The organism is Enterobacter huaxiensis (genome assembly GCF_003594935.2).
Lineage (GTDB): Bacteria > Pseudomonadota > Gammaproteobacteria > Enterobacterales > Enterobacteriaceae > Enterobacter > Enterobacter huaxiensis.
Window position 1 is genome coordinate 4,456,123 of sequence record NZ_CP043342.1, and the last position, 18,855, is coordinate 4,474,977.

The window sequence follows — 18,855 nt, forward strand, 5'->3', positions numbered from 1 at the left end:
TTACGTGACGGAATTTCAACCCATGTCACATCCGCTGCCCTTTCGACACGTCAATTCTGACGATTGCCTGCTTTTCGTCAGGGTTTTGACGACAAATCGGCCGTAAAGTCTGGATATACCCACATTAAAAACATGGCATAGAAGCTGCATTATGGGTGCGTAAGCGTTTATTAACTGGAGCAGACTGATGAAAAAAGTCGTCACGGTTTGCCCTTATTGTGCCTCAGGTTGCAAGATCCACCTGGTGGTCGATAACGGCAAAATCGTCCGTGCGGAGGCCGCGCAGGGGAAAACCAACCAGGGCACGCTGTGCCTGAAGGGTTACTACGGCTGGGATTTTATTAACGATACCCAGATCCTCACCCCGCGCCTGAAAAGCCCTATGATCCGCCGCGAGCGCGGTGGCAAGCTGGAAGCCGTCTCCTGGAGCGAGGCGCTCGATTACGTCGCGACGCGCCTGGGCGCCATCAAGGCCAAGTACGGCCCAGATGCGATTCAGACCACCGGCTCCTCACGCGGGACGGGTAACGAAACTAACTATGTAATGCAAAAATTCGCGCGCGCCGTTATTGGTACCAATAACGTCGACTGCTGCGCTCGCGTCTGACACGGCCCATCGGTTGCAGGTCTGCACCAGTCGGTCGGTAACGGCGCAATGAGTAATGCGATTAACGAGATAGATAACACCGATCTGGTGTTCATCTTTGGCTATAACCCGGCGGATTCACACCCGATCGTTGCCAATCACGTGATTAACGCGAAACGCAACGGTGCGAAAATTATCGTCTGCGATCCGCGCAAAATTGAAACCGCGCGCATTGCGGATATGCACATTGCATTGAAAAACGGCTCGAACATCGCGCTGTTGAATGCAATGGGGCACGTCATCATTGAGGAGAACCTGTACGACCAGGCGTTTGTCGCCACCCGTACGGAAGGGTTTGAAGAGTATAAGAAAATTGTCGAGGGCTATACGCCTGAGTCGGTTGAAGCGATCACTGGCGTGAGCGCGCAGGAGATCCGCCAGGCGGCGCGCATGTACGCCGCGGCGAAAACCGCGGCCATTCTGTGGGGCATGGGCGTCACCCAGTTCTACCAGGGCGTGGAAACCGTACGTTCCCTGACCAGCCTCGCGATGCTGACGGGCAATCTGGGCAAGGCGCACGTCGGCGTGAACCCGGTACGCGGTCAGAATAACGTGCAGGGCGCGTGCGACATGGGCGCGCTGCCGGATACCTATCCGGGCTATCAGTACGTGAAGTTCCCGGAAAATCGCGAGAAATTCGCGAAGGCCTGGGGCGTGGAGAGCCTGCCGGAACATACCGGGTATCGCATCAGCGAGCTGCCGCACCGCGCGGCGCACGGTGAAGTGCGTGCGGCCTACATCATGGGTGAAGATCCGCTCCAGACCGACGCCGAGCTGTCCGCGGTGCGTAAAGGCTTTGAGGATCTGGAGCTGGTGATTGTCCAGGATATCTTTATGACCAAAACCGCGGCGGCGGCGGATGTGATTTTACCGTCAACGTCCTGGGGCGAGCATGAAGGCGTCTACACGGCGGCAGACCGCGGCTTCCAGCGCTTCTTTAAAGCGGTCGAGCCGAAGTGGGATCTGAAAACCGACTGGCAGATTATCAGTGAAATCGCGACCCGCATGGGCTATCCGATGCACTACAACAACACCCAGGAGATCTGGGACGAGTTGCGCAATCTGTGTCCGGACTTTTATGGGGCAACCTATGAAAAAATGGGTGAGCTGGGGTACATCCAGTGGCCGTGTCGCGATGAGTCCGAAGCCGACCAGGGGACGTCGTACCTCTTCAAAGAGAAGTTCGACACCCCGAACGGGCTGGCGCAGTTCTTCACCTGCGACTGGGTCGCGCCGATCGATAAGCTCACCGACGAGTATCCGATGGTGCTTTCCACCGTGCGTGAAGTAGGCCACTACTCCTGTCGCTCGATGACCGGCAACTGCGCCGCGCTGGCGGCGCTGGCGGACGAGCCGGGCTATGCGCAGATCAACACCGCCGACGCCGAGCGACTCGGCATTGAGGATGAAGCGCTGGTGTGGGTCAACTCGCGTAAGGGCCGCATCATCACCCGCGCGCAGGTCAGCGATCGTCCGAACAAAGGGGCGGTCTATATGACCTACCAGTGGTGGATTGGCGCCTGCAACGAGCTGGTGACGGAGAACCTCAGCCCGATAACCAAAACGCCGGAGTATAAATACTGCGCCGTACGCGTGGAGCCGATTGCGGATCAACACGCAGCGGAACAGTATGTGATCGATGAATATAGCAAGCTGAAAGCCCGGCTGCGCGAAAGCGCAATGGGTTAAAGCCATTAATTGATCGCTGAATAAAGGGAGTGAAATATTCACTCCCTTTTTATTTCTGCTCAACCTATCAATAATATCAATTATTATTTTGGAAAGCGGCTCGCAGAAATAATGTAATTATGGCAAAAAAGAATTACATCTTTGCATTTTAATTCAGAGGGATAAGATGTGCGGCGGGTGCTTAAGACTTTCTGTCTTGAGCATTGTTGAGGGACAGAAAGTGGAAAGCCCCGGGAAATTTGCATTTACCCGAGGCTACTCCCTCAACTCCCAACAGGTTGAGAGTAGCCTCTTATTCTTTTTTATACAAGGAGTAAAAGGCATGACGCCATTAAAAACTGCGTTAGGCATCGTCTTTATTATTTGCCTGACGATAGTGATCTTTACCTTTATTACTCGCGGCAGGCTCTGCGAGTTTTCAATAAAGAGTGAACATCAGGAGGTGGCGGCGAAATTAGCCTGTAACGCAGGCTAACCTCTACGGGCGGAACGACGGTTCCGCCCGGCTTGTAGGATGCTGAGGTCTTAATGCACCCATTTTTTTCTTCGGTCACCGCGATTATACTGCGCGACATGTACCCAGATGATAAGAATCCATGAAACACATTTTTCTGCTGTTGTTACTTTTTACCGCTCTTGCCCGTGCCGATGAGATTGGCAGCCAGTATAAGGAACAGGCGGAAAGCGGCGATGCGCGCGCGCAGTATTACCTTGCCGATACGTACTTTAGCTCCGGCGACAGCAAGCAGGCTGCGCTTTGGGCAGAGAAAGCGGCAAAGGGTGGCGATGTCGACGCCATGGGGTTGCTCTCGCAAATCTTCTTTACGCAGGGAGATTATGTACAGGCTAAGGCACTGGCGCAGCAGGCAACGATAGCCGGCAGCAAACGTGGTGCGATCATGCTGGCACGCGTGCTGGTGAATGCGCAGGCCGGCAAGACCGACTATCCGCAGGCCATTAAACTGCTGCAAACGGCCACGGAGGATATCGATAACGACTCCGCAGTTGACGCGCAGATGCTGCTGGGGCTGATTTATGCCAACGGCGTTGAGGTCGTTCAGGACGATGCGCAGGCAGCGGCGTGGTTCAAACGCAGCTCGTCACTGTCGCGTACGGGCTACGCGGAATACTGGGCGGGTATGCTGTTCCAGCAGGGTGAGAAAGGCTTTATCACACCGAATAAACAGAAAGCGCTGTACTGGTTGAACCTGAGCTGCACCGAAGGGTTTGATACGGGGTGTGAAGAGTTTGATGCGTTGAGCGGGGAATAAAGTGCCGGGTGGCGGCTTCGCCTTACCCGGCCTACAAAACCCGTAGGCCCGGTAAGCGCAGCGCCACCGGGCTTAGGATGTTACTGGTCGGCCGTCTTATCAAAGCGCCCCAGCACCTCGCGTTCATACGCCAGCGCTTTTTTGCGGTCGAATTTGTGTTCCCACTTGGCGATAACCAGCACCGCCAGGGCATTCCCCACCACGTTCAGCGCCGTACGCGCCATGTCGAGGATACGGTCGACACCGGCGATAAACGCCAGGCCTTCCAGCGGGATACCGACGCTGCCCAGCGTCGCCAGCAGCACCACGAAGGAGACGCCCGGCACGCCCGCGATGCCTTTCGAGGTCACCATCAGGGTCAGCACCAGCACGATTTCCTGCCACAGCGACAGGTCAATCCCGTACAGCTGCGCAATAAAGATCGCCGCAATACTCTGATACAGGGTCGAGCCGTCGAGGTTAAAGGAGTATCCGGTTGGCACCACAAAACTGGTTATCGACGCCGGCGCGCCGTAGGCTTCCATCTTTTCAATGATGCGCGGCAGCACGCTTTCAGAGCTTGCCGTGGAGTACGCCAGAATCAGCTCATCCTTCAGGATGCGGATCAGGATCCAGATGCTCAGCCCGCACAGGCGCGCCACAATGCCCAGCACCACCAGCGCGAAGAACAGGATCGCAAAGTGCACCAGAATCACCAGCTTCGCCAGCGGCCACAGGGAGGCAAAGCCGAAGTTGGCGACGGTCACCGCGATCAGCGCGAATACACCGACCGGCGCATAGCGCATTACCATGTGGGTCACTTTGAACATGGTTTCAGAGATAGAGCGGAACACGGTCACCAGCGGTTCACGGTGCGTCGCCGGCAGGGAAGAGAGCCCCAGACCAAACAGCACCGAGAAGAAGATGATTGGCAGCATCTCGCCTTTTGCCATGGACGCCACAATGTTGGTTGGCACCAGCGACAGGATAGTTCCCATCAGGCCATGCGCATGGCTCTGCACGTCGGCGGTTGTGCTTTGGTATTTCGAAATATCCACCGTCGCCAGCTGCGACATATCAATCCCGGAGCCTGGCTGGAAGACGTTCGCCAGGGTGATACCGAGAATGATGGCAATTGTAGTGATCACTTCGAAATAGATGATGGTCTTCGCCCCGATACGACCTAACTGCTTCGCATCACCGACGCCCGCAATGCCAACCACCAGCGTTGAGATAACAATCGGCACCACAATCATCTTGATCAGATGAATAAAAATATCGCCTGCCGGAGAGAGCATGTTCGCAATCAGCCATTCGCGGCTGTCGCTATGATAGTGGAGGTAACTGCCCAGCAAGATACCCAGTACAAGGGCAATTAAGATTTGCCAGGCGAGGCTGACTTTAACGTTTTTCATAGAAACTGACTTCCTCAATGAAGCACCTTATTCACGCAAACTGCATGAATATGGGGACATACTGAAAGGGTATGAATTGTGTTGCGTTGGTTTATGGAGTTTTTTAACGCGGCGTATGAGTATCATTTGCACGGCATGCTGTGCAAGCCTTAAAGAACGAGGCATTTCACTGAAAAAAGGGTCTATGACGTTAATTTGTAATAATTCTTATAAATAACCTTTTGTTATAAAAACGCTTTTTTCCAATCATTTGTGAATAATCCTGCCTCTAAATTATTTCCCTTCAAAGTTTCATTCGCTCATTTTTCAATCTATTCAAACAATGCGTGATCTGCCGCCCAAATACTAAACAAAGCTTGTAAAGCCCCTACTATTAACGTTTTTGCGACATATTATTAACATCTTACAAGGAGAAAAAAAGCCATGAGCCAAATCCACAAACACGACATTCCCGCAAATATTGCGGACCGTTGCCTGATAAACCCGGAGCAGTACCACGAGAAGTATCAGCAATCCGTCTCCAGCCCAGATATCTTCTGGGGCGAGCAGGGCCATATCCTTGACTGGATCACACCGTATCAAAAGGTGAAAAACACCTCCTTTGCGCCGGGCAATGTCTCCATTAAATGGTATGAAGACGGCACCCTGAACCTGGCGGCGAACTGCCTGGACCGCCACCTTGCCGAGCGCGGCAACGAAACGGCCATTATCTGGGAAGGCGACGATGCCTCTCAGAGCAAACATATCACCTATCAAGAGCTGCACCGCGACGTCTGCCGTTTCTCGAATGTGCTGCTGGAACAAGGCATTAAAAAAGGCGACGTGGTCGCTATCTATATGCCAATGGTGCCTGAAGCCGCAGTCGCCATGCTGGCCTGCGCGCGCATCGGCGCGATCCACTCCGTTATCTTTGGCGGCTTCTCGCCGGAAGCCGTTGCCGGGCGTATTGTCGACTCCAACTCGAAGCTGGTGATCACCGCTGATGAAGGCGTGCGCGCCGGGCGCGGTATTCCGCTAAAGAAAAACGTTGATGAAGCGCTGAAAAACCCGAACGTGAAAACCATCAGCAACGTCATCGTGCTCAAGCGTACCGGCGGCAAGATCGACTGGAACGAGGGCCGCGATCTGTGGTGGAGCGACCTGATTGAGCAAGCGAGCGACCAGCACGAACCGGAAGAGATGAATGCCGAAGACCCGCTGTTTATCCTCTATACCTCCGGCTCCACCGGCAAGCCGAAAGGCGTGCTGCACACCACCGGCGGCTATCTGGTTTATGCGGCCACCACCTTTAAATACGTCTTCGACTACCATCCCGGCGACATCTACTGGTGTACCGCCGACGTAGGCTGGGTCACCGGCCACAGCTACCTGCTGTACGGCCCGCTGGCGTGCGGCGCAACGACGCTGATGTTTGAAGGCATACCCAACTGGCCAACCCCGGCGCGCATGTGTCAGGTGGTCGATAAACATAAGGTCAATATTCTCTACACCGCGCCAACGGCCATCCGCGCCCTGATGGCGGAAGGTGACAAAGCGATTGAAGGGACTGACCGCTCTTCCCTGCGCATCCTCGGCTCCGTGGGCGAACCCATCAACCCTGAAGCCTGGGAGTGGTACTGGAAGAAAATCGGCAATGAGAAATGCCCGGTGATGGACACCTGGTGGCAGACCGAAACCGGCGGCTTCATGATCACCCCAATGCCGGGAGCCACAAAGCTGAAAGCGGGCTCCGCAACGCGACCATTCTTCGGCGTGCAGCCTGCGCTGGTGGATAACGAAGGCAATCCTCAGGAAGGGGCCACCGAGGGCAACCTGGTGATCACAGACTCCTGGCCGGGCCAGGCGCGTACCCTGTTCGGCGACCACGAGCGCTTCGAGCAGACCTACTTCTCCACCTTCAAAAACATGTATTTCAGCGGCGACGGCGCGCGCCGTGACGAAGACGGTTATTACTGGATAACCGGACGCGTGGACGACGTGCTCAACGTCTCCGGCCACCGTCTGGGTACGGCTGAGATTGAATCCGCGCTGGTATCACATCCGAAGATTGCCGAAGCCGCCGTTGTGGGCATTCCACACAATATTAAAGGCCAGGCGATTTACGCTTACGTCACCCTGAACCACGGCGAAGAGCCGTCGCCAGAGCTGTATGCGGAGGTACGTAACTGGGTGCGTAAAGAGATTGGCCCGCTTGCTACGCCGGACGTGCTGCACTGGACCGACTCGCTGCCGAAAACCCGTTCCGGCAAAATTATGCGCCGCATCCTGCGCAAAATCGCCGCGGGTGATACCAGCAACCTCGGCGATACCTCAACGCTCGCCGATCCTGGCGTGGTGGACAAACTGCTCGAAGAGAAGCAGGCCATCGCAATGCCATCGTAATTTTTCCTCCCTCTCCCCGTGGGAGAGGGCCGGGGTGAGGGCATCAGACCGCACCTTCCTCCCCTCACCCTAACCCTCTCCCCAAACGGGAGAGGGGACTAAAAACAAACCAACCTTACCTTTGGAGACTCTGTGATGAATAACGATATTTGTCAGCAGATAGAGAATAGTGCGCACTACAGGGAGCTCGTCGAAAAACGGCAACGGTTTGCCTTCATCCTTTCCATCATCATGCTGATCATCTACGTCGGCTTTATTATGCTCATCGCCTTTGCCCCGCACTGGCTCGGTACACCGCTGCACGCGGGTACCAGCGTCACGCGCGGTATTCCCATTGGCATTGGCGTGATTGTCATTTCGTTTGTCCTGACCGGCGTGTACGTCTGGCGCGCGAACGGCGAATTCGATCGTCTTAATAAAGAAGTCCTGCGTGAGGTAAAAGCATCATGAAGCGAGTCCTGACGGCGCTTGCCGCCGCCCTTCCGTTTGCCGCCAACGCGGCTGATGCCATTACCGGCGAGGTACAGCGCCAGCCAACCAACTGGCAGGCAATCATCATGTTCCTCATTTTCGTCCTGCTGACGCTGTATATCACCTACTGGGCGTCGAAGCGCGTGCGCTCGCGTAATGATTACTACACCGCTGGCGGCAACATCACCGGGTTCCAGAACGGGCTGGCGATTGCGGGCGACTTTATGTCTGCCGCCTCCTTCCTCGGGATTTCCGCGCTGGTGTACACCTCCGGCTACGACGGCCTGATCTACTCTCTCGGCTTCCTGGTCGGCTGGCCGATCATTCTGTTCCTGATCGCCGAACGCCTGCGTAACCTGGGGCGCTTTACCTTTGCCGACGTCGCCTCCTATCGCCTTAAGCAAGGCCCCATCCGCATGCTCTCCGCCTGCGGTTCTCTGGTGGTCGTGGCGTTGTATTTGATCGCCCAGATGGTAGGCGCGGGCAAGCTTATCGAACTGCTGTTCGGCCTGAACTACCACGTTGCGGTGGTGCTGGTCGGCGTATTGATGGTGATGTATGTCCTGTTCGGCGGCATGCTGGCAACGACCTGGGTGCAGATCATCAAAGCGGTACTGCTGCTGTTCGGCGCAAGCTTTATGGCCTTTATGGTGATGAAACACGTCGGCTTCAGCTTCAATAACCTGTTCACCGAAGCGATGGCGGTGCATCCGAAAGGGGAAGCCATCATGAGCCCTGGCGGGCTGGTGAAAGACCCGATATCCGCACTCTCGCTCGGTCTGGGGCTGATGTTTGGTACCGCAGGTTTACCGCACATCCTGATGCGTTTCTTCACCGTCAGCGATGCGCGTGAAGCGCGTAAAAGCGTCTTCTACGCCACCGGCTTCATGGGGTATTTCTACATCCTGACCTTTATCATCGGCTTTGGCGCCATCATGCTGGTGGGTGCAAATCCGGCGTTTAAAGACGCGGCGGGCGCGCTGATTGGCGGTAACAACATGGCGGCGGTGCATCTGGCTGACGCGGTGGGCGGCAATCTGTTCCTCGGCTTCATCTCGGCCGTGGCCTTCGCCACCATCCTCGCGGTGGTTGCGGGCCTGACGCTGGCCGGTGCTTCAGCGGTATCGCACGACCTCTACGCCAACGTGTTCCGCAAAGGCGCCAGCGAGCGCGACGAGCTGAAAGTTTCTAAAATCACGGTGCTGGTGCTGGGCGTGGTGGCAATCCTGCTGGGGATCCTGTTCGAGAAGCAGAACATCGCCTTTATGGTGGGGCTGGCCTTCTCGATTGCGGCAAGCTGCAACTTCCCCATCATCCTGCTCTCCATGTACTGGTCAAAACTGACTACTCGTGGGGCGATGATTGGCGGCTGGCTGGGGCTGCTGACGGCGGTGGTTCTGATGATCCTTGGCCCGACAATTTGGGTGCAGATCCTCGGCCATGAAAAGGCCATCTTCCCGTACGAATACCCGGCGCTGTTCTCCATTGCCGTGGCGTTTATCGGCATCTGGTTCTTCTCGGCCACGGACAACTCGCCGGAGGGTAACCTGGAGCGCGAGAAATTCCGCGCCCAGTTTATCCGTTCACAAACCGGCCTGGGCGTTGAACAGGGCCGCGCGCACTAAGTCCTTCTCCCCGGCCATCCGGTCGGGGAGCTTAAAACATCACCCGCGCCACGAGCGGCGCAATCAGCACCATCACTACGCCTGAGAGCATCATCACCAGGCTCGCGACAACGCCCTCCTGCTGGCCGAGTTCATACGAACGTGCCGTGCCCGCCCCGTGCGACGCCGCGCCAAAGCCTGCCCCTTTCGCCATACCTTCACGGATGGAGAGGCGTAAAAACAGCATATCGCCGACCGCCATGCCGAACACGCCCGTGACGACGACAAACAGCGCCACCAGATCCGGCTGTCCGCCGAGCGGCCTGGCTGCCGCCAGCGCAAACGGCGTGGTTACCGAGCGCACGGCCAGGCTACGCTGAATCTCATCCGACAGGGTAAACAGCCGCGCCAGCCAGACGGAGCTGCACACCGCCACCACCGTCGCGGTGACAACACCCGCGCTGAGCGACATCCAGTGGCGTTTGATAACGGCGAGGTTGTCATAAACAGGCACGGCAAAAGCGATGGTCGCCGGGCCGAGCAGCCACAGCAGCCAGTGGGATTCACCAATATAGTTCTGCCAGGAGATATGCCCGAAAATCAGCATCAGCACCAGCAGGATCGGTGTGAACACCAGCGGCATCAGCGGCAGAGCGTGAAAGCGGCGGTACAGACGCTTGTTGGCAAAGTAGATAACCAGCGTCGCCGCCAGGCACATCACGCTAATCTGAAAGTTAGTCATGCTTGTGCCTGCTGATTTCATACCGATACACTTTATCCACCACCCAGGCGGTCGTTCCCAGCACCATCAGCGTACTGAGGGCAATAACGGCAAAGATGCGCCAGCCGTCGACCATCAGCAGCTGCGCATAGTTCACCACCGCCACCACGGCGGGCACAAAGAACAGCAGCATCTCCGCCAGCAGCCAGCGCGCACCGGCGCGCACCCAGCGAAGCGGAATAACGCGACAGAGAATGAGCGTCAGCATCAGCACCATTCCCACCAGGTTGGCAGGCAGGGGCAGACTCAGCCAGTTGACAAGATATTCCGCGAAAACAAAGAGTCCCGCATAGAGCAGTACCTGAACCGGTACCTGGAGTCGTTGCACAACGGCAGGCGTAAAGCGGCTTAACGCCACGGCCATGGGTGATTTCCTCAAAAATGAGACGAGGCGCCAGTATAGAGACCGCACGTAATCGACTGAAATGAATTAAAATCATCGAAGGTATAGTTCCGAGGAATAATCATGGACATAAGAACGCTGCGCTATTTTGTCGAAGTGGTTCGTCAGCAAAGTTTTACCCGCGCAGCGGAGAAGTTGTTTGTTACCCAACCTACCATCAGCAAAATGCTGAAAAACCTCGAAGATGAACTGAACTGCACTCTGCTTATCCGCGACGGGCGCAAGCTGTTGATGACCGATACCGGCCGCGTGGTGTTTGAACGCGGGCTGGCGATCCTGGCGGAGTTCCGCCAGCTGGAAGCAGAGCTTGATGATATCAACCATCTGACGAAAGGCGTGCTGCGCCTTGGCATCCCGCCGATGGTGGGCATGATGATGGCCGGGCCGATTAGCCTGTTTCGCCAGCGCTACCCCGGCGTCGAGCTGAAAATATCCGAATTCGGCGGCCTGACCGTTCAGCAGGCGGTCACCAACGGCGAGCTGGACGTCGCGATGACGGCGCTTCCGGTAGAGGAAGAGAGCGGGCTGGCAACGCTGCCGCTCTTTAGCCATCCGCTGTGCGTGCTGGTTCCCCGCTCCGGCGAGTGGCTACAAGTCGACGCCGTGAAGCCCGAGCGGCTCGGCGAGCATCCTCTGCTGATCTACAACGAAGATTTTGCCCTCAGCCGCCAGCTGATGGCGCTGTTTAACCAGCACAACGTGAAGCCGCGGATAGCAGTACGTAGCGGGCAGTGGGATTTTCTGGCGGCAATGGTGCAGGCCGGCGTGGGGATTGCCATCCTGCCGCAGCCGATTTGCGAGCGGCTGGATAAAAACACGCTGCGCTGGATCCCGCTGGAAAGCGATTTGTACTGGCAGCTGGGGATGATCTGGCGTGAAGGGGTATATTTGTCGCAGAGCGCGCAGGCGTGGCTGCAATGTTGTGAGGGGTTTTGGGTGCCCTCACCCTAACCCTCTCCCACAGGGAGAGGGAACGGATCGAGCACGTAGGCCCGGTAAGCGCAGCGCCACCGGGCAAAACCAGCGCTACTGATTCTCTATCAACAGCGCTTCCAGCAGGTCCAGATCGTGCAGCAGCTTTTGCAGCGTCTCGTTGCTGATCTGGCGCGTGGCGCGCAGGTGGTACAGCTCGGCACGCTCTGAGCGCAGCGCCGCCAGACGGAACCGCCGTTCAAGGTTCTCCTCCTGCAGCGAGCTTTCCACATCGTTACGCCCGTCGGCCCGACGACGCAGGTTACCAATCACGCGGGAACTCACTTCCGTCAGCAGCTGATTATCGATGTTCTCTTCCGCATCCGCGGCCAGGCGCTCCTCCATTTTCTGGATGGCGACAATTGCTACTTCAGCGGTAGCCGCCCGCGCAATACGTTCTTCTTTATGCTGCTGGGTCGAATCACCGGCATCAATATGCTGGAGTAAAATCGGCAGCATAATCACGCCGACAAACAGCGAGAACAGAATGACGCCAGCCGCCAGGAAGACCAGCTCGTAACGCGCCGGGAAGACATCCCCGGTAGGCAGCAGCAGCGGAATAGAGAGCACACCGGCAAGGGTGATCGCCCCGCGTACGCCCGCAAATGAGGCAATCAGCAGTTCGCGCGTGGTCCACGAACCGAACTCCATCGGCTTTTTCGTCAGGAAGCGCACGCTGAACCTTTTCATCGTCCACAGCCAGCCGAAACGCACCAGCATCAGCGCCACGTAAATCAGCACGATGTCGGTGAACAGCATCCAGGTTTCAACGTTCGGGTCAGCTTCTGCCGCCACCAGCGAGGACTCGAGAATGCCCGGCAGCTGCAGGCCCAACAGCAGGAATACCATGCCGTTAAACACGAACTCGAGCATTGCCCAGGTGCTGTTGGCACGCAGGCGCATCGCCAGCGGCGCACGGCGCATCACGCCAGCGCGGGTGATGGTCATCCCCGCAGCAACCGCCGCCAGAATGCCCGATACGCCAATATGTTCAGCAATCAGGTAAGAGGCAAACGGCAGCAGGAACAGCAGAACGATCTGCGTTGCCGGCTCGTCCCCGCCCCAGCGGCTGAGGAATCCCAGCGAGCGGCCGTACAGCCAGCTCACCACAAAGCCCGCCAGAATACCGCCAATCGCCACCTTGAAGAATTCAACGGTCGCACCGCCCACGGTGAACACCATCGTCCCCATGGCAACCGCCACGGCAAACTTCAGGGCGACCAGGCCAGAGGCGTCATTCATTAGCGCCTCGCCCTGCAAAATGCCCATGATTTTCTTCGGAATACGGCCTTCACCCACAATGCCGGAAAGCGCCACGGCATCGGTTGGCGACAGCACGGCCGCCAGCGCAAAGGCAGGAATTAACGGAATACCCGGCACCGCCCAGTAGATCAGGAAACCAATCCCGACCACCGTTACCACCACGAGCGCCAGCGCCAGGCCGAAGATCTCTCGCCCGTGCTCAAGGAACTCGCGCGTGGGCGTTTTCCAGCCGTCGGCAAACAGCAGCGGTGGGATAAAGAGCACGAGGAACAGTTCCGGGTCGAACTCCACGTGCAGGCCAAACGTTGGCCACGCCAGCAGCGCGCCAATGGCAATTTGCATGAGCGGCAAAGGCAGTTGGAAGGGCAGTACGCGTGTAACTACCCCGGATAGCGAGACCACAAGGGTCATGATGAGTATTGTGAAGAAGATTTCCATGCGTTCCCTGTTTGCTGTGTTGCTTAAAAGCCAAACCTAAGGCGTCGTGCCTCTTATTCTATCTTCTCCAGAGTAACGCAAATGGCAACGACGTGTGTTCCGAAAATAAAAACGGGCGGCCTGAGCCACCCGTTTTCGCATAAAAGGACAACTTAGATTGCCCAACCGCCGGCGTAGAACGCCACCAGCGCGATAGCGATAACGACGGTGCCGATGTTCAGCTTGCGCCATTCACCGGAAACCAGGCGACCAATCACCAGCGATGCGAAACCAATCATGATGCCGGTAACGATGTTACAGGTCAGCACGATAAATACCGCCGTGATCAGGCCAGACATGGCGTCCACGAAGTCAGCAAAGTCGATTTTCGCCACGTTGCTCAGCATCAGCAGGCCGACGTACATCAGCGCTGGCGCGGTCGCGTAAGCCGGTACCAGGTAAGAAAGCGGAGAGAGGAACAGGATCAGCAGGAACAGCACGCCGACGGTGATCGCCGTCAGGCCGGTTTTTCCGCCTGCCGCCGTGCCCGCTGCGGACTCAATGTACACAGCTGCCGGAGCCGCCCCCACCAGGCCAGAGAAGACGCTGCTCAGGGAGTCGGTGGTCAGCGCTTTGCCGCCGTCGATAATCTGGCCGTCTTTATCCAGCAGGTTCGCCTGGCCGGCTACCGCGCGGATAGTACCGGTAGCGTCAAACACGGCGGTCATCACCAGCGCCAGCACGCTCGGCAGGATCACCGGATTCAGCGCGCCCACAATGTCCAGGCTGCCAATCAGCGAATTGCCCTGGTCATCGCTCAAGGACGGCATGGCAAAGATACCGGAGAAGTGCACGGTCGGATCGAAGATCAGGCCAACAATGGAGACACCGATAATGGTCAGCAAAATGCCGCCCGGCACCTTCAGTTTTTCCAGGCCGATAATCACCGCCAGGCCAATCAGGGACATGATCACCGGGAAGCTGGCGAAATGACCCAGCGCCACCGGCAGGCCGTCGAGTGGGTTTTTAACCACCAGGCCAACGCCGTTCGCGGCAATCAGCAGCAGGAACAGACCGATACCGATGCCCGTACCGTGCGCCACGCCCTGCGGCAGGTTGCGCAAAATCCAGCTACGGATGCCGGTAGCAGAAATAATAGTGAACAGTACGCCCATCAGGAACACGGCGCCCAGCGCAACCGGCACGCTGATGTGCTGGCCCAGTACCAGGCTGAATGCGGTAAACGCAGTCAGAGAGATGGCGCAGCCAATGGCCAGCGGCAGATTGGCCCACAGGCCCATTACGATGGAGCCCACACCGGCAACCAGGCAGGTCGCGACAAAGACGGCAGCAGGCGGGAAGCCCGCTTTGCCCAGCATCCCCGGCACCACGATGACGGAGTAAACCATCGCCAGAAACGTTGTCAGACCGGCAACGACTTCCTGACGCACGGTGCTGCCGCGTGCAGAAATTTTAAACATGGCGTCAAGTGAACCGCCGGTACGCGCAGATGGCGTAGACATAGAAAACATCCCCTGAGAGTTTTTATAGAAGTCCGTAAGCGTGGTGGAGACTCCACTGCCAGCAAAACGTCAAATCCCTGTGCTGCGTTTGCGACGAAAGGGGCGTCACAAAAAAAGCAAACGTTTAGCTCCGCGCTTACAAAACGGGTGGTCAATTTTAGGCAAACGATTATCTAGCCTAATACCCGCCCTTTTCAACTGAACTTTCTCGTTTTTCGCTAAAATTCCCTTACAGCGATGAAGAAATAAGCAGAGGATGCGCAAACGTTATCGTCAGTGCGCAATTTAGTAACATTTCATCCTTCGCCTGGGATACTGAGCGGACCGCCCTGCTCCAGGGTTCTCTGCCACCCGGGACGATCCTCGACCTTTTTCTTCCACGCCTGAGTATGCGGCAGGTTTTCAATCCCGCCGCGCGCCAGCAGAGCAAAGACAGGGAAACTCATCTGGATATCGGCCATGCTGAGCGCATCGCCCGCAAACCAGCTGTTTTCAGCAAGATGCGATTCAATAAAGCGCGCATGCGTTTCCAGCTGGCGGTTGAGATACGCTTTTTGCACCCCCTGCCCCAGCGCTTTCCCCAGCGTCCTCATGCCAAACGGCACGGGCGGCTTACCCAGGCTGTTGAAGACCAGCTTCATGAGCAGCAGCGGCATCAGCGAACCTTCGGCGTAATGCAGCCAGAAGCGGTACTGAACTTTATGCGCGGGATCTAACGGCTTAAGACGGGATTCGGCGTCATAGGTTTCCTGAAGGTACTCGAGAATGGCGCCGGACTCTGCGAGGATCAGCCCGTTGTCTTCAATGACCGGTGATTTACCCAAAGGATGGACCCGTTTAAGGGACTCAGGAGCCAGCATGGTTTTTTCGCGCTGGTAGCGAACGATCTCGTAGGGAAGGGAAAGCTCTTCCAGTGCCCAAATCACACGATGTGAACGCGACTGGTTTAGATGGTGGACCGTTAGCATGATTTTCTCCTGTGATTCATACCTGTTAACTATAGAAAATCGAACAACATCGCGAAAATTTTTTGGCGAAAAAATCACCGCTCGCGCTGGCGAAAAGTAAGGCTTTGCATAAAATTAAAGTGTCAGCACAAACCGGAACCTCCTCAACTTGCTCGACATGAGGCGTGCTGATGTCGGGGGAAACCCTCCCGTGAGCCAGCGGGATAGAGAGAAAGACAAAGACCGGGAATAAACTAAAGCGCCCTCGTGGCGCTTTAGTTTTTTACTGTGCTTTTTGCCGGGTGACGCTTCGCTTACCCGGCCTACGTTCTCGGTTTTGTAGGCCGGGTAAGGCGCAGCCGCCACCCGGCAAACCGTCCGCACAGACTCAATCCTCCTCCAGCAGTCGCGCCCCCGTCCCCTGCGCACCCAGCGTGTCGCCGGGGTTTCGCAACGGACAATCGCTGCGCGACAAACACCCGCACCCAATGCAGCCGTCCAGCTCATCGCGCAGTGCAACAAGGGTATGGATACGCCGGTCCAGCTCCTCCCGCCACTGGGACGAAAGGTGCTTCCACTCCTTCGCGCTCAGCGTATGACCCTCAGGTAATACGCCGAAGGCATCGCCGATGGTGGCCAGGGGGATCCCAATGCGTTGCGCAATTTTAATGATCGCGACGTAACGAAGCACGTCGCGGGTATAGCGCCGCTGGTTTCCGCCGTTACGGATACTTTTAATTAACCCTTTGCTTTCATAGAAGTGGAGCGCCGACACCGCAACGCCGCTGCGCTTTGCCACTTCACCGGGGGTTAAAAGCGCTTTTATTCGCGGCAATCTCTTTTCCATAAAACCTCTTTACCTCAAGTTAACTTGAGGAATTATACTCCCCCGCAGAGAAAACGACGAATCAACAGAGATAGATGTATCTCCAGAGAGGCAACCTTATGTCGCATCAGCAAATTATTCAGACACTTATTGAATGGATTGATGAACATATCGACCAACCGTTGAACATTGATGTGGTCGCTAAAAAGTCGGGCTATTCGAAATGGTATTTACAGAGGATGTTCCGCACCGTCATGCATCAGACGCTGGGTGAGTACATCCGCCAGCGCAGGTTACTGCTGGCGGCGCAGGCGCTACGCGCTACGCAGCGGCCAATTTTCGATATCGCGATGGATCTAGGCTATGTGTCGCAACAAACTTTCTCCCGCGTATTTCGCCGCGAGTTCGATCGCACGCCAAGCGATTACCGCCACCAGCTGAATTAATGCGTTTAGTGCAAGGGCTGCTGCTGCCAGGTCATAAACTCCTGCGGCGGCATTGCTTTCGCGAAGTGCCATCCCTGACAATACTGCACGCCACGCTTTAACAGCCAGCTCACCTGCTCTGCCGTCTCCACGCCCTCGGCGATGGTTTTCAGGCGCAGGCTTTGCGCCATCTCGATAATGTGTTCGGCAATCAGATGGCTGGTGCTGTTGGTGGTTAAGGTATCAACAAACGATTTATCGATTTTGAGGATATCGACGTTCAGGGAATAGAGGTTATGCAGGTTCGAGTAACCGGTTCCGAAATCATCGATCGCCACCTCATAACCCGCCTGGCGGAATGCCTGAATCACCGGCGTGGTTTTAGGAACGTCGATAAACCCGCGTTCGGTCACTTCGATTTTGATCTGCTGCGCGCGCACGGCGTAAAAGCGGGCCTTGTCGGAAATCATGGCGATCAGGCGCGACGAGTGGAAATCTGACGCCGACAGGTTTATCGAAATATAGAGCTGCGGATGGGCAGCCAGGAAATGGCCCAGATCGCTGAATACCTCTTCGACAACATAATCCGTAATGCGCTCGATCATCCCCTCTTTTTCAGCCAGCGGTATAAATTCCGCAGGGCTCATTACCTGCCCGTTAAAACCGGGCCAGCGTAATAGAGCTTCCGCCCCCACGCACTGGTTATTTTTGATATCAATAATAGGCTGATAATGAACCCGAAGCTGGCGCGTGTTCAGCGCCCGATGCAGCAGACGCCCGGGCGAGTTGAGCTCACGATGCGTACGTGACCACACCAGCAAAATAATGACGCTGCAAATCATCCCCAGCGGTAACGTTAGCGTGGCCTGGTGATAGAGCGATTCATAAAAACGCTGAGTCGATGTAGAAACAATGGCGGCAATAGGACGTTTATCCGATTTTACTATCGTGTAAAAACGGTCATCCTTTTGAAAGGCCGATTCCTTATGTTGAATCTGCGAATTTAATAATGAAATATTGGCTTTCTGGCTGACGGAAAAGAAAGCATTGGTTACCGTGTCATACACCCCCCATGACAGGGAATGATCGGCAGACATCACTTCGCTGTAAGAAAGCGGATTGACCACCACGACATAATTACCGCGCTGCATATATGTCATTTTATAACCAGCAAAAAATGGCGTATCGCGATAATAATAGATTGCAACGTCGGGTTTACGGTTGTAATTGGCGGCAGGAATAACGTAAGGATGCTCGGGGGTAAAAACGGTCGAGCAGAGAAAATTCTGACCCTCTGCATAAATTAAATCAGCAACGAACAGGCGGCCACGAACCACGTTCAACATATATTGACGATGTTCTGGTGTACACAGCTGACCCTGATATTTTTCAGCCTCATCCCGTGCTAAATCAACCTGTTGAATAACCAGTTCAGTTTTGTCTAAAGCCAGTTCGGCAAATGTACTTAGCTGGGCGCTTGTTTCCGTCTCGGCTCTTAGCTGGGCAAACCATAGCGCAAGCATCACAGGCAGCATAACTACCATGATGATCCCTATCACTCTGAGCATTTTGCGCCGCGCGCTACGATTCATTTCCCGCCCTATAACCCTGCATTTTATACGCCTGTAGTAATGAAGGCCGGATGCTTTGGTAAACAGGTGATTACGTTGCATGAATCATGCGAAGTTAGCAACTGACTTTTAGTATTAAAAATCTTAATTTTCGTTATGACGATAATATTTTCCCGTAAGCCAAATTGAAAGTATTCGTTCCGTTTCTATTAGGGGAAATTATTATCCAGAATGTGCGGATGATTTTAAGATAACACAACAGCGGATCGT

General features: G+C 55.8%; 16 protein-coding genes. 8 read left to right on the plus strand and 8 right to left on the minus strand.

What is annotated here, in order from left to right; genetic code table 11:
* Positions 1-187 precede the first annotated feature (187 nt).
* The 3 genes from fdhF to D5067_RS21260 all read left to right on the plus strand — a co-directional run bounded on the left by fdhF (position 188) and on the right by D5067_RS21260 (position 3,606).
* Positions 188-2,335, plus strand: coding sequence for a formate dehydrogenase subunit alpha (fdhF, locus tag D5067_RS21250; protein ID WP_119937849.1), 2,148 nt, complete (start codon positions 188-190; stop codon positions 2,333-2,335).
* Positions 2,336-2,657: 322 nt separating this feature from the next.
* A complete protein-coding gene (locus tag D5067_RS21255) occupies positions 2,658-2,810 on the plus strand; it encodes a Hok/Gef family protein (protein ID WP_042719158.1) in 153 nt (50 codons plus the stop codon).
* 121 nt (positions 2,811-2,931) lie between these two features.
* Positions 2,932-3,606, plus strand: coding sequence for a tetratricopeptide repeat protein (locus tag D5067_RS21260; RefSeq protein WP_119937850.1), 675 nt, complete (start codon positions 2,932-2,934; stop codon positions 3,604-3,606).
* A gap of 80 nt (positions 3,607-3,686) precedes the next feature.
* On the opposite strand, the gene gltP is transcribed toward D5067_RS21260, so the two are convergent.
* Positions 3,687-5,000, minus strand: a complete 1,314-nt coding sequence (gene gltP / locus D5067_RS21265; RefSeq protein ID WP_119937851.1) for a glutamate/aspartate:proton symporter GltP — start codon at positions 4,998-5,000, stop codon at positions 3,687-3,689.
* A gap of 423 nt (positions 5,001-5,423) precedes the next feature.
* Here gltP and acs point away from each other — a divergent pair, with 423 nt between their 5' ends.
* The 3 genes from acs to actP all read left to right on the plus strand — a co-directional run bounded on the left by acs (position 5,424) and on the right by actP (position 9,478).
* Positions 5,424-7,382: an acetate--CoA ligase gene (acs, locus tag D5067_RS21270; protein ID WP_119937852.1), complete on the plus strand. Its 1,959-nt coding sequence runs from the start codon at positions 5,424-5,426 to the stop codon at positions 7,380-7,382.
* Between the two features lie 135 nt (positions 7,383-7,517).
* Positions 7,518-7,832 carry a DUF485 domain-containing protein gene (locus D5067_RS21275; RefSeq protein ID WP_119937853.1) on the plus strand — a complete coding sequence of 105 codons (315 nt, stop codon included), beginning with the start codon at positions 7,518-7,520 and terminating at the stop codon, positions 7,830-7,832.
* A complete protein-coding gene (gene actP, locus D5067_RS21280; protein ID WP_119937854.1) occupies positions 7,829-9,478 on the plus strand; it encodes a cation/acetate symporter ActP in 1,650 nt (549 codons plus the stop codon). Before D5067_RS21275 ends, actP begins: the two co-directional genes overlap by 4 nt.
* Before the next feature lie 31 nt (positions 9,479-9,509).
* On the opposite strand, the gene D5067_RS21285 is transcribed toward actP, so the two are convergent.
* Together D5067_RS21285 and D5067_RS21290 are read right to left on the minus strand one after the other, a co-directional pair.
* On the minus strand, positions 9,510-10,199 hold the full coding sequence (locus tag D5067_RS21285) for an LrgB family protein (protein ID WP_119937855.1): 690 nt from the start codon (positions 10,197-10,199) through the stop codon (positions 9,510-9,512).
* Complete coding sequence (locus D5067_RS21290) at positions 10,192-10,602, minus strand: CidA/LrgA family protein (RefSeq protein ID WP_119937856.1); 411 nt, start codon at positions 10,600-10,602, stop codon at positions 10,192-10,194. The genes D5067_RS21285 and D5067_RS21290 overlap by 8 nt, the downstream gene beginning before the upstream one ends.
* A 102-nt stretch (positions 10,603-10,704) precedes the next feature.
* On the opposite strand from D5067_RS21290, the gene D5067_RS21295 reads away from it, so the two are divergent.
* Positions 10,705-11,592: a LysR family transcriptional regulator gene (locus tag D5067_RS21295; protein WP_119937857.1), complete on the plus strand. Its 888-nt coding sequence runs from the start codon at positions 10,705-10,707 to the stop codon at positions 11,590-11,592.
* Positions 11,593-11,667: 75 nt separating this feature from the next.
* Here D5067_RS21295 and D5067_RS21300 read toward each other — a convergent pair whose 3' ends face one another.
* From D5067_RS21300 to soxR, 4 genes are all read right to left on the minus strand, one after another.
* Positions 11,668-13,314, minus strand: a complete 1,647-nt coding sequence (locus D5067_RS21300) for a Na+/H+ antiporter (protein WP_119937858.1) — start codon at positions 13,312-13,314, stop codon at positions 11,668-11,670.
* A 152-nt stretch (positions 13,315-13,466) separates the two neighbouring features.
* Positions 13,467-14,816 (minus strand): guanine/hypoxanthine transporter GhxP, encoded by a 1,350-nt coding sequence (gene ghxP, locus D5067_RS21305; protein ID WP_119937859.1) that lies wholly within the window; start codon positions 14,814-14,816, stop codon positions 13,467-13,469.
* A 296-nt stretch (positions 14,817-15,112) separates the two neighbouring features.
* Positions 15,113-15,784, minus strand: coding sequence for a glutathione S-transferase family protein (locus D5067_RS21310; RefSeq protein ID WP_119937860.1), 672 nt, complete (start codon positions 15,782-15,784; stop codon positions 15,113-15,115).
* 367 nt (positions 15,785-16,151) lie between these two features.
* The gene (gene soxR / locus D5067_RS21315) at positions 16,152-16,610 is read right to left on the minus strand and encodes a redox-sensitive transcriptional activator SoxR (protein WP_119937861.1); all 459 of its coding nucleotides are present in this window, start codon (positions 16,608-16,610) and stop codon (positions 16,152-16,154) included.
* A 98-nt stretch (positions 16,611-16,708) separates the two neighbouring features.
* On the opposite strand from soxR, the gene soxS reads away from it, so the two are divergent.
* Positions 16,709-17,035 (plus strand): superoxide response transcriptional regulator SoxS, encoded by a 327-nt coding sequence (gene soxS, locus D5067_RS21320; RefSeq protein WP_119937862.1) that lies wholly within the window; start codon positions 16,709-16,711, stop codon positions 17,033-17,035.
* A gap of 5 nt (positions 17,036-17,040) precedes the next feature.
* On the opposite strand, the gene pdeC is transcribed toward soxS, so the two are convergent.
* Positions 17,041-18,606: a cyclic di-3',5'-guanosine monophosphate phosphodiesterase PdeC gene (gene pdeC / locus D5067_RS21325; RefSeq protein WP_119937863.1), complete on the minus strand. Its 1,566-nt coding sequence runs from the start codon at positions 18,604-18,606 to the stop codon at positions 17,041-17,043.
* Positions 18,607-18,855: the final 249 nt, after the last annotated feature.

Bases quoted from the DNA above. Each gene is read 5' to 3' on its own strand.
- pdeC (WP_119937863.1), bottom strand. From the start codon at position 18,606: ATGAATCGTAGCGCGCGGCGCAAAATGCTCAGAGTGATAGGGATCATC.
- D5067_RS21285 (WP_119937855.1), bottom strand. From the start codon at position 10,199: ATGACTAACTTTCAGATTAGCGTGATGTGCCTGGCGGCGACGCTGGTT.
- D5067_RS21260 (WP_119937850.1), top strand. From the start codon at position 2,932: ATGAAACACATTTTTCTGCTGTTGTTACTTTTTACCGCTCTTGCCCGT.
- D5067_RS21310 (WP_119937860.1), bottom strand. From the start codon at position 15,784: ATGCTAACGGTCCACCATCTAAACCAGTCGCGTTCACATCGTGTGATT.
- gltP (WP_119937851.1), bottom strand. From the start codon at position 5,000: ATGAAAAACGTTAAAGTCAGCCTCGCCTGGCAAATCTTAATTGCCCTT.
- D5067_RS21300 (WP_119937858.1), bottom strand. From the start codon at position 13,314: ATGGAAATCTTCTTCACAATACTCATCATGACCCTTGTGGTCTCGCTA.
- D5067_RS21255 (WP_042719158.1), top strand. From the start codon at position 2,658: ATGACGCCATTAAAAACTGCGTTAGGCATCGTCTTTATTATTTGCCTG.
- D5067_RS21290 (WP_119937856.1), bottom strand. From the start codon at position 10,602: ATGGCCGTGGCGTTAAGCCGCTTTACGCCTGCCGTTGTGCAACGACTC.
- acs (WP_119937852.1), top strand. From the start codon at position 5,424: ATGAGCCAAATCCACAAACACGACATTCCCGCAAATATTGCGGACCGT.
- ghxP (WP_119937859.1), bottom strand. From the start codon at position 14,816: ATGTCTACGCCATCTGCGCGTACCGGCGGTTCACTTGACGCCATGTTT.
- soxS (WP_119937862.1), top strand. From the start codon at position 16,709: ATGTCGCATCAGCAAATTATTCAGACACTTATTGAATGGATTGATGAA.
- D5067_RS21275 (WP_119937853.1), top strand. From the start codon at position 7,518: ATGAATAACGATATTTGTCAGCAGATAGAGAATAGTGCGCACTACAGG.
- soxR (WP_119937861.1), bottom strand. From the start codon at position 16,610: ATGGAAAAGAGATTGCCGCGAATAAAAGCGCTTTTAACCCCCGGTGAA.
- D5067_RS21295 (WP_119937857.1), top strand. From the start codon at position 10,705: ATGGACATAAGAACGCTGCGCTATTTTGTCGAAGTGGTTCGTCAGCAA.
- actP (WP_119937854.1), top strand. From the start codon at position 7,829: ATGAAGCGAGTCCTGACGGCGCTTGCCGCCGCCCTTCCGTTTGCCGCC.